This is a genomic window from Variovorax sp. 22077, assembly GCF_052044195.1.
Taxonomy (GTDB): domain Bacteria; phylum Pseudomonadota; class Gammaproteobacteria; order Burkholderiales; family Burkholderiaceae_C; genus Variovorax; species Variovorax atrisoli.
Map to the genome: position 1 here is coordinate 26,904 of NZ_JBQEQC010000040.1, position 9,854 is coordinate 36,757.

The 9,854-nt window shown below is 61.3% G+C and carries 7 protein-coding genes; 5 read left to right on the forward strand and 2 right to left on the reverse strand.

Features of this window, described 5'->3' with window-relative positions; translation table 11 throughout:
* Nucleotides 1-555: 555 nt before the first annotated feature.
* From ACTJLF_RS33385 to ACTJLF_RS33400, 4 genes are all read left to right on the forward strand, one after another.
* Nucleotides 556-1,113 carry a helix-turn-helix domain-containing protein gene (locus tag ACTJLF_RS33385; protein WP_440884779.1) on the forward strand — a complete coding sequence of 186 codons (558 nt, stop codon included), beginning with the start codon at nt 556-558 and terminating at the stop codon, nt 1,111-1,113.
* 193 nt (nt 1,114-1,306) lie between these two features.
* Nucleotides 1,307-1,888, forward strand: a complete 582-nt coding sequence (locus tag ACTJLF_RS33390) for a hypothetical protein (RefSeq protein WP_440884780.1) — start codon at nt 1,307-1,309, stop codon at nt 1,886-1,888.
* Nucleotides 1,881-2,987 carry a relaxase/mobilization nuclease domain-containing protein gene (locus ACTJLF_RS33395; RefSeq protein WP_440884781.1) on the forward strand — a complete coding sequence of 369 codons (1,107 nt, stop codon included), beginning with the start codon at nt 1,881-1,883 and terminating at the stop codon, nt 2,985-2,987. The genes ACTJLF_RS33390 and ACTJLF_RS33395 overlap by 8 nt, the downstream gene beginning before the upstream one ends.
* Nucleotides 2,988-3,414: 427 nt before the next feature.
* Entirely contained in the window at nt 3,415-3,666 is a 252-nt protein-coding gene (locus ACTJLF_RS33400) for a helix-turn-helix transcriptional regulator (protein ID WP_440884782.1), read from the forward strand.
* 256 nt (nt 3,667-3,922) lie between these two features.
* Here the strand turns inward: ACTJLF_RS33400 and ACTJLF_RS33405 are convergent, their stop codons facing one another.
* On the reverse strand, nt 3,923-7,924 hold the full coding sequence (locus ACTJLF_RS33405) for a phosphoribosyltransferase-like protein (protein WP_440884783.1): 4,002 nt from the start codon (nt 7,922-7,924) through the stop codon (nt 3,923-3,925).
* Between the two features lie 659 nt (nt 7,925-8,583).
* Between ACTJLF_RS33405 and ACTJLF_RS33410 the strand changes: the two genes are divergently transcribed.
* Complete coding sequence (locus tag ACTJLF_RS33410; RefSeq protein WP_440884784.1) at nt 8,584-8,772, forward strand: hypothetical protein; 189 nt, start codon at nt 8,584-8,586, stop codon at nt 8,770-8,772.
* Nucleotides 8,773-8,935: 163 nt separating this feature from the next.
* On the opposite strand, the gene ACTJLF_RS33415 is transcribed toward ACTJLF_RS33410, so the two are convergent.
* A complete protein-coding gene (locus ACTJLF_RS33415) occupies nt 8,936-9,691 on the reverse strand; it encodes a hypothetical protein (protein ID WP_440884785.1) in 756 nt (251 codons plus the stop codon).
* Nucleotides 9,692-9,854 lie beyond the last annotated feature (163 nt).

Here is a 9,854-nt window from a genome sequence, read left to right on the forward strand (position 1 = left end):
GAGTTTGGAGAGAACGCTGTCAGTCCGAGACTTGCAATCTCTCTGGCAACCAGTTCCTGCAGCTTGCTGATTTCTTCGGACGACGGTGAACTTGCGTAGGCAAGCGTAAGCACCGTCAATGGGTGCAGGCCAAGGACTCGAACCAGTGCATCGATCTTGGTGAGCGTGGGAACGTTCACCCCTCTCTCAAGAATGCTGACGTAAGTCCGAGAAGAGACGGTGTCAAACGCCTCCTGAGGGATGCCCACCGCGACCCGCGCAGTTCGAAAGGCGCGCGGAAAGTTAGGTGGTGGAGCTGAAGGAACACGGCGGCTTGGCACCGCCCAATTGCCACATATAGAATGGCATAACACTACAAAATATATGACGAATTATTGCTTGCTGCCTTCGTTCCCGATGCTGTGCAAGTGCTGAATACCATTCTCATGTGTGAGATTCAAGATGGCCCATAGAGACTTTGCTTCACCGCTGCCAACGGCTCGCCCGCTGCGCCTGCCAGCCTCGGTAACGCGTGTTCGTCCAAAACGGCCGGCGCCCACGCCGCGCAATCCATCCATGTCGCGCATCGGCGTGCAAGTGAGGGCGCTGCGCATGGCAGCAGGGGCGTCCGCGGGGCGGCTGGCCTTAGCGGCGGGGGTTTCCGCTTCGATGCTGTCGCGCGTCGAGCGGGGCCTGGTCTCGCCTTCGGTGGAAACCTTGGAGCGGCTTGCGCAGGGCTTGCATGTGCCAGTGTCGCGCTTCTTCGTCGACCAGGGCCGGCGCACGGACCTCTGCCACGTGCGGGCGGGGCGGGGGCTCATAGTCGACCGCATCGGGGCCGTGGCGGACTACCGCTATGAATTGCTGGGGCACTCGCTGTCGGGCAACCTGTTCGTTGAGCCCTATCTGGTGACGTTGCTGCCGGAGGCTGGCCCATATGTGACCTTTCAACACCCGGGGCTCAAGTTCCTGTATTTTCTGTCGGGGGCCGTCACCTACCGCTACGGTGCGAAGGCCGTCGAGGTGGGGGCAGGGGACACGCTGCTGTTTGATGCAACAGCGTTGCATGGTATCGAGGCCATCCATTCGAGGCCGGTATCCTATCTGTCGGTGGTGTCCACGCTGCGAGAGTAGACCGCAGGCGACTGCGCCTTCATGGTCGGGCAAAGCGGACGTACATTTGCAGCGCTCCTCCACCTTCTAGCCATGTTCGGCATGTCGAACACGAGAGGGGACTGAGTTCCTCGTAGTCAATGGCAGAGTCCTTGTGCGGCTGTGAGGGCAGGATAGACTGCCGTCAGACATTGTTAACAGCGATGGCGTCGCGATGACCAAGACCTCTCGATCGAGCGTGATTGGAACCCGGGTGCCGGCCGAAACCCGGACACGCTTTGCTGCGCTCGCGGCACATCATCAACTCACCGAGGCCGGCCTGCTCGCCAAGCTCGTCGACGAAGTTCTGCGCACCAATGCGCCCTCGACCACAGTGTCGTCCTCTACGCATGCCCCGCGCGCTTCGGACACCGGCCGTCTTTCCGAAGATCGCATCACCCTGCGGCTTCGCGCGGGCGATCGTGCCCTGATTGCTGAACGGGCCGGGTTGCGGGGCATGAAGCCGGGCAGCTACCTGGCCATGCTGATCCACAACCATGTACACGGACCCGTGGTACTTCCGCCGAACGAACTCACCCAGATCAAGGCGACCTGCGCACAACTGGCCGCGCTCGGACGGCGGTTCCGGATGTTCGGTTTGCCGAACACCGTCACACCGCCGCAGGCCTCCGAGATCATCGATGCACTCGCGCTGGCCCAACGAGAGATCGAGCAGGCGCGCCAGGGTACGGCCGCCATCGTGCAGCGCAACCTGGTCAGCTGGGAGACCCGCAGCCGCGAGGTGGACCATGCCTGAGCAGACGCTGCGGCTCGCACGCGGCGGTCGCCAAGCGGCCGATGGCGCACGCGACATGACGCTGGACATCGTGAGCTATGGTCGACGTGGACCCGGTGGCACCCTGCGCTTCGGGGCCGGCGAGATCGCGCAGATCCAGCGCACGGTGGGACGCACGCCCGAGGTGCTGGTGAAGGTATCCGGCGGCGGGCGCGACGCCGGTGGCGTCGAGGCGCACCTGCGCTACATCAGCCGGCACGGCAAGCTCCCCCTCGAGACCGATGAGGGACCTGCCGTGCATGGCCGCGGGGCGCCCAGGGAGATCGTCACCGACTGGCAACTGGACCTGTGCAGCAGCCAGTACAGGCCCAAGCCGGCCCCAGGCCAGAGGGACAGCCGCGCGAAGCTCGCCCACAACATCGTGCTGTCGATGCCGCCGGGTACGCCTCCGGACAAGGTGCTCGCGGCGGCACGCGTGTTTGCGCGGGAGAACTTCGCGCTCCAGTACCGGTACGCCATGGTGCTGCACACCGACCAGCCACATCCGCACGTGCACCTCGTGGTCAAGTGCGAGCACGAGTTCGAGCCCGGCAAGCGTCTGTACATCCGCAAGGAGACGTTGCGCCAATGGCGCGAACAGTTCGCCGCGCTGATGCGGGAGCAGGGCGTAGCGGCCAACGCGACGCCGCGGCAGGTGCGCGGTCAGATCCGAAAGCCGCTGAAGGACGCCATCCATCACCGGCTGCGTGCGCTTCGGGCGTTCGGGCAACTGCCAATGAGCGAGCGAGGGGGGCGTCGGCCACCGAAGACCTCGACCTTCATGCGCGCCAAGCTGAACAGCGTGCTGCAAGCTCTTCAGGCAAGGCGAGGCAACCTGGATGCTGGCAAAGAGGTCATGCAGCGCACCCGGCAGGAGGTGGCGGCGGACTGGCAGGCGACCGCCGATACGCTGAGAAGGCAGGGGCAAGCCGAATTGGCCGAGCGCGTGGAGCGCTTCGTCCGTCGCATGCCTGCCGTGCAGACCGACGAGCAGCGCATGGCGGAGCGCTGGAAGGATGCGGAGCGAAATCGAGCGCAGGAGCGTACTGATGCCAAGTCACCTGGAGCACCGGCTCGGTGAGCCAGGAACTTGCGCAACGGCCGACGGAGTTTTTTGCCGGGCCGTACTCATCGCGTCTGGCAATCATCATCGGTTTCGCTGAAGGCGCCTTCGCGGGACCGGCGTGTGGATCACGTGGTGCGCGACAGCTGCCTCCGTTTGATTTGCCATCTGAGCGTGTTGGTCACTGATGCCGAAAGGTAGGGGTTGCCCCCCTGTGAAAGTTGCCAGTTGTCGGAAGTCGTGAGTCGTCGCATGCTCGGCGCACATCCACGCGGGAGACGAGTCTTGAGAGGCGCTGGATGCGATCGCAATACTGATCGAGTCTCGACGAGAGTGCGGCTCTGATTTCGGCCCAGCGCTGCTGTCCGGATTCTTCAAGCCAGAGATTCGCCTGTCGATGCTCAAGTCGCGGCTTGAGGGCTCGAATCAACTTCAAGGAGTTGTCATGCATTTTCAGCCCCATTCCAGTCACCGCCGTGTTGACCTTTCGAGCGTGGCAGGGCCCGAGTTCTTTCGCATGCCCGATGTGATTCGCATCACCGCATTGAGCCGTGCCACTTTGTATCGCAGGATTGCTGGTGGCAAGTTTCCTCCTCCTGTGCATTTGGGTGGGCGTGCCTGCGGATGGTCGCGTGCGGCACTTCAGCGCTGGATTGATGATCCGGCGGGGTACTCGGATGCCTCACAGACCGGCTGAACCCATCTTGGGGCCTGCCACACGGTATCGGCTGGAGCTGATCGCTGGCCACAAGTAGTCCGTTGGACAGTCGAATCGGAGTTTCGCTTCAGACTGATCGGAGTCTTCCCCGCCGGTTCAAGCCACCGCGCCGATCCTGATCGAACATTTAGTGGATTACGGTCGCCATGGTTGCTGGGCAGTACCAATCGGTACTTGACGCAACGTGACATCTGCCAACTCCACTCCGGTGTGCATGACGAAGAATACCAACGCATCAGGAGCGCGGGAACAGCGGCTTCCATGGCTGCTCCTGGACCGTTCCGCCTGACCAAAAAATCGGCAGCGTGTTGTTCGGTGTGGTGTTGTAAAACACGACCAACGCGCCCATGTCGCCGTGCCCAAGCGGGTAACTAGGCGAAAGCTCACGGCCAATCTGTTGGAGGATGTCTTGTGCAAACGCGCGCTCCCCCGGCGACTCGAAGATATCCGCCTCTTCATCGCAGGCCAGCAGTTCGTCGCCAAAGAAGTGCGCGACGAGCACAGAGAGACCAGGAAACTCTTCTTCAACAGCCCGGACCGCCCGTGGGAAGGCATACATTAGGAAGAGGCTCAGACGTCCTTCGGAGACGTACCGCTCCCAGAGCTCCGCCGATACCTTCGCGCGTGCTTTTTTTAAGCCTCCAACGAGCGTCTGCCCTGTGCCAGCGAAGTCGTCAACCAGTGCCACGAAGCCGTCTTTGTCTGCATTCGTGCGCATCCATGTCTCCAACTCGGCTGCAGATGCGCACTTGCCTGCCTGCATCCGTGTCTTCATCTCGCGAGCCATGGTTGCGCCGCTCTTGTGATCCACATCGAGGTATCCGATGGCGAGGTTTGTCCGACGGTTTTTCACAATTGTCCATTTGCCGCTGCCTGTGGCCACGCGCCTAGCAACGATCATTTCGTCGACCTTGGACAGCATGTTCGCGCGCATCCCTTCAGTGATGAAACCGTGCTCGGATATGCGCTTCAGCAGCAGATAGGCTGTCTCGATGCGGGTGTCGTCGTCGAACTGCCGCAGCCATTGCTTGATCTCGGCTACGTCCTTCTGTTTGCCACAGTACGTGAGCTTCTGAGCGACCGCCAGCAACTCGTCCTCGCCGATCGGGAATGTCGCATCAGGTGCTTCCAACTGCATCGTCGGCGCCGGCTGATCGGCCACAGCAGCCCGCTCCAGTTCACGGTAGCTCGCCCAGATGGGCAAGAGTTTCGAGCGAGCGTTCTCCCCAAGCCATTCGCGGAATATCTGCAGCGAGACAACCTTTCCTGCGTCTCCCCCACGATCAGAGATAACTCCACGCTTGTGTAGCCTAGCGCATGCCTTTCGGAGCTCTCCGGTGCCAGCCCGGTCTTCCGCGGCTATCGGAAGCCCCTGCTGTGCTTCAAGCAATTCCTCAACGTCCTCAAAGCGACCTCCAAGAGCGGAGATGCATGCGAGCGCGATGCAGTTTCCGGCTGCTTCTCGGCGCTTGTCCTGGGCGTCTAACACAGGGTTGTCCTCCCAGAGGTGCGCGAAGTTGGTCGCACCGAGAGACTTGAGCAGTTGGTGACGCACCGCCGAAGTATCGTTTGCGTCTATAAAAGTCCGATGTTCTTGAAGGCACCGCTGGAAAAGCTGGTAGCAAAAATTGTGGATATAGAACGGATTGCCCGCTGTGTAGTCGACGATGAAATCAACAGCTGTAGCGTCGAACTCAAGGGCACCTTCGACAGGCTTTCGAATCAATGACTGGCAGTCCGCTCGGTTGTCGATCCTGTCGAGTCGCACATTCGTCCATTTGTTCAGGTCAGCCTGATGCCGCTCAAAGATTGCATCCATCCGTTCGCTACCCACGAAGAAGAACGTCAGCCCTGCCTCCGACGCGGACCGCAGTCCCTTCATGAACTGGCGCCCACGCTCGCCGGTATAGAACGTAGGGTCGAGATCGTCGAACTCGTCGATGATGACGACAAACTTGTGCCGCTCCATCTTTTCGGAAAGCCGTTCGACGAATGGAACCAGCAGACTGATGCCGGCACCGAAATCTGCCTCCTGAGGTATTTCGATTTTGGAATCGACCTTGTCTACCAGCCGATGCGCGATGCGGTGAGCGAGTTGCCCCTCGTGAAGCGACGCCAACTCTCCCATGCGTAGCAGGATGCAGGTGGTATCCCGTCTCATGGCCAGGTTTCCCGCGAACACCTGCAGGAGCGACGTCTTTCCAATGCGTTTTTGGCCCCATACGAAGGTCGACGTGCCCGCCATGGCGTTCAGAAGCAAGTTCTGAAGTATCGAGCCGCGGCCGTAGAGCCTGTCGGCGCGCTTGATCGGGTTCAATGTGTAAGGGGGATCCGAGAGGAGCGCTTCCCAGTTCGGCTCGGTTACTTGCTGAGCAATTTCCAACTCGTCCTTCGCGACAACCTGACGACCAGAGCTGGCGACGCAACTCCACTGCACTGGAATTCGTAACTCGGCACACGGCTCGGCAAGTCTAAGGCGCAGTTGCACAAGCTGCTCCCCTCCCGGCGGAATCGCAAACGGCCCTGTTGGCTCACACACAACCAGGTCATAGGCCGTCTCCTGCGCCTCATCGGTGCTGCGTTGTAGCGAGACGTCACGGGCGTACCCTTTGCCTTGATTGAGCAACGAGAAGGACAAGAAGGCGTCTGTCCCACTGGCACGCAGATCGGCCTTGGTTCGAGGATTCCTCAGCGCCAAGGAGGGCGCTAGGGCAATCTCGCCGCGCGAAGTGGCATCCTCGACCAACGTCACGAGATGGTCGAGCACCGGCTGCACCAGGCTCAGCCAGACTTGGCTCTGCAACCTGGGATCGGGTGCCACTGGTCGATGCCCTGCGATGTTCTCCAGATATTCGGGGGCGCGGCGGATCACCTCAACGTCCTCGTTCTTCTCGTAGGCTTCGAAGAGCTTACGGAAGGCCGGTCCGATCAGAATATCGAGGTCGCCCAAGAACTCTTGCTCCGCAGCCACCAGCAATGGCTGCAGCCGATGAGCGAGGGGCAGTAGGTCACTCGAAGCGATTCGAGCTGTTGCGGGCGTCGCTCGTAGGAATCGGGTGACGATCGACGCCCCTCTTGCCATCAATTCTTCAAGCTTCGCCAACGAAGCCCGGCATACTTCCACAGGCGAACGGGCTTCTACTCCATAAGCAGCAGCAATGTCGTCCCTGAGCTTGAAGGCAAAGTCCCGCTCAGCAGCACTTAACCCTGGATCCACCGCGTCAACGCGATGAATCGCGTTGACGAACGCCGTCGCGAGGTTTTTTCGCGAATAGGAGTCGAGCCTTTCTGACACATCAGACAGTGAAGCCGGTTCCGCAGGCATCGCGCGCGGTGACGCCCAAGCATTGACGATCCTGGCAATGAACTGCTCGGATTCATCCTCCGACGCCGCTTGCAGTTTTTGCGACAGGAGTTCACCGACCGTAAAGCCGTCTCCCCTATCCTTCGCCGCCATGAGCAACTCGCCCCACAGGTCGGCAGCCTGCTCGGGCTCCACGGTGGCGGCGGGAGCTCCAGCGATACTGGAGGCTTTGGGATTCAATTGACCAAAGAATTCCTGCAGACGCTGGCGGACACGTAGTGACAACTCGCGATTCCAAGGCTGCCGCAATCGGGCGGGTAGGTATACCGTCGCAAGGCCTTGCTCTTGCCAGCGCTGTGCGCTCGCCAGGTCACTTCCCCCGAGTCCGGACCTGTGTTCACTCACGAAGGTTCGGCGCCACTCTCCTAGTTCTACCGGTGTCACAGTCGGCATTACCGGCAGGGTCTCTTCGCCACGCGTTGGCCTGGCTTCGCCCAGGCGCTCGTCCCAGACGTACGTTGCTCCGCTCGCATAGTCCATGACGGCAGCCCACAGATCGGGTCTGGTCCGCCCATCGTGTTTCAGGAGATCCTGGGACATGTCCCCCGGGGCAGCCGGCTGTGGCGAAATCTCGGCCATCGACCGTCCACCGGCTGGAGCCTGCGCGATGCGAACGGACTCCGGAGCTACCTTCAGCGTCGCTTCGCCATGTGTGGTCTTGTTGGTGATTTGGACCTGTGGCGCAAGCATTGCCAGGAACGCGCGCATATCGGTAACGCCGAAATCCCTTGGATCAAACCGTCGATCGGTGATCTGAAGCAGCCGGTTCTTCAGGACGCCGATCGTCATCGTCGTTGCCTCCGTTCCAAGTTTCCGTTGCGCATGCAAGAACGCAGCGCTCACCAGCTCCAGGGCCTCTTGCTTGGTTTTCATAGGCTTCTCGCTCCTCTCGCCAGCGGCAGAACTCTGTATTTCAAGGGTTATAGCGCGTGTGCCGTTTCTCGCAAGAGCACACCTTCTTGCCGACGGGAGCCTTGGGCCGTGCGTTGCGCCCTGTGTAGGTGGCACCCGGGTCATACGGAGGGGCCAGTGGAGACCGGCATGGCCTTATCGACCCCGCGCACGCTGGTTGCCCGTAGTGAGCAAATGCCTGCCGACGGGCCCGACAGCCGCTGCGGCGAAGCAGGCCACCCGCGACTTTCAAACGAATGACAATGCATGAGCGCGTACAGCCGTAGCTGGAAAGGTGCGCGGTCTTGGCTCGGGCCGAATCCCTGCAGCCGAGTTTCGCGATAATTTTGAAAACGGGCGGCTGAGCGCGCTGCTATTTGCCCGTGCTGATCTATAGGCGGTGCGGTGTACCCCAGGGTGTACCCGCAAAATGGGAGCGGAGAGCGGAGCAAGTGCTGGCGCGGGGTGCGAAGGACTTTTCAGTTGAGCCCCAGCTAGATCGCTGCCTGCGCCGAAAGCCATGCCGCCAATCCTGCCCCCTCCGGTCTCCTGGAACAATCTTTGCGTAAGGAAGTTGCCGTACATTTGCGGCACAAAAGGGTTTTCGCAAAGTGACTATGAGTCGACTGAAGGATGAGACCGTGTCTATCCGCACGTCCGCGGACATCAAGCAACTGCTGAAGCTGGCGGCAGCGAGAGAACACCGCTCCGTGGCTTCCACCATCGAAATGCTCGTGCGGGCCTATGCGCAGGAGCATCAGCTTGTGGCTCGATCCGGCGGGATGGGCAATACAGGTGATCAGGCGCCGGGTGCTAGCGCGGATCGATGAACGTCGGCTCCGCTGGTCGACAAGCTAAGAGTCCACACGCTGGCTGGCGGTTGAGGCCGTTCGACGGCTGGTGATCTGCTTGGTGCGGGCTCCGGTCGCGCTCGCGCAATCCACTCAATGATCTGCTTCCTGCAGGCGTCTCAGCGCATGCTTGAAGTCCTGATCAATTGCGCTCGGGATTCAGGCGCGAGAGCGCCGTCAACCACGCCGTGGTGATCTCTTGAGCACGCGAGCCCGGGGTCGTTCCGCCGCAGTCATCGATCACCAGGACGCGCAGGAGTCGTCCCGAATACAGGATGGTGCTGACGGCGTTGACTTCGCACAGCGGAGTGCTTGCGCCCGCTTCCGAGACCTTGGCCGATCGGTTCACGAGGAACGAAAAGCTCTTGAGTCTCGTTGGTACATCGAAGAATCCGGACAACTGCTGCCGGTAGTTCTCGCGCCGGAGGTCGCCGCCGCGTGCGGCGATGTTCGCGTCCTGGGCCTGCAACTCCTTTTGCGCCTCGCCGGATTTCGCCCTGAGGTCACCCAGCCTAGCGTGGGTCGCCCCGCGCAGTTGCTCGAACTCCTGCACCGTGAACGGGCCGCTCGGATGGGGCGGATCGACGCTCACCGTGATGTACGGGTAAAGGTCGGCAACCTGGCCCTGCCGAATCAGGACCAGCTTGTCCGCCGGCACGAAGCAGGTGATGAAGTTCGTGCTCTTGGGGGCCAGGGAGGCCGCGCGCTCGGCGAGCGGCCGAATTTCTTCGCAAGCCGCAGGGAACGTTGCAAGCACGGGCAGCCGCACGGTCTGCACCCCCAATGACTTCTCGATAAAGGTTGGATCCGCTGCAACTGCGGTGTTGATCGAAGCTGCAAGCGCAGCGCTCAAGATGAATTTGAGCACTGAGGGGTGGAGAAGGCTGGGCAGGTGCATGACGAAATATAGAAGGCGTGGATCGGTTCGCCACGGTGATGGCCCTGACGGAGGCATTTCCCACGATCCAGACAGTGGGGCGTCACTATTCAATGTCCAGTGCCGCTGCGCTCTTTGCGCAGGAACAGGCGCGAGATCGTCTGCGCCGTCTGCTCGCGCGAGG

Coding starts and splice junctions, on each gene's coding strand:
- ACTJLF_RS33405 (WP_440884783.1), bottom strand. CDS start 7,924: ATGAAAACCAAGCAAGAGGCCCTGGAGCTGGTGAGCGCTGCGTTCTTG.
- ACTJLF_RS33415 (WP_440884785.1), bottom strand. CDS start 9,691: ATGCACCTGCCCAGCCTTCTCCACCCCTCAGTGCTCAAATTCATCTTG.
- ACTJLF_RS33395 (WP_440884781.1), top strand. CDS start 1,881: ATGCCTGAGCAGACGCTGCGGCTCGCACGCGGCGGTCGCCAAGCGGCC.
- ACTJLF_RS33390 (WP_440884780.1), top strand. CDS start 1,307: ATGACCAAGACCTCTCGATCGAGCGTGATTGGAACCCGGGTGCCGGCC.
- ACTJLF_RS33400 (WP_440884782.1), top strand. CDS start 3,415: ATGCATTTTCAGCCCCATTCCAGTCACCGCCGTGTTGACCTTTCGAGC.
- ACTJLF_RS33385 (WP_440884779.1), top strand. CDS start 556: ATGTCGCGCATCGGCGTGCAAGTGAGGGCGCTGCGCATGGCAGCAGGG.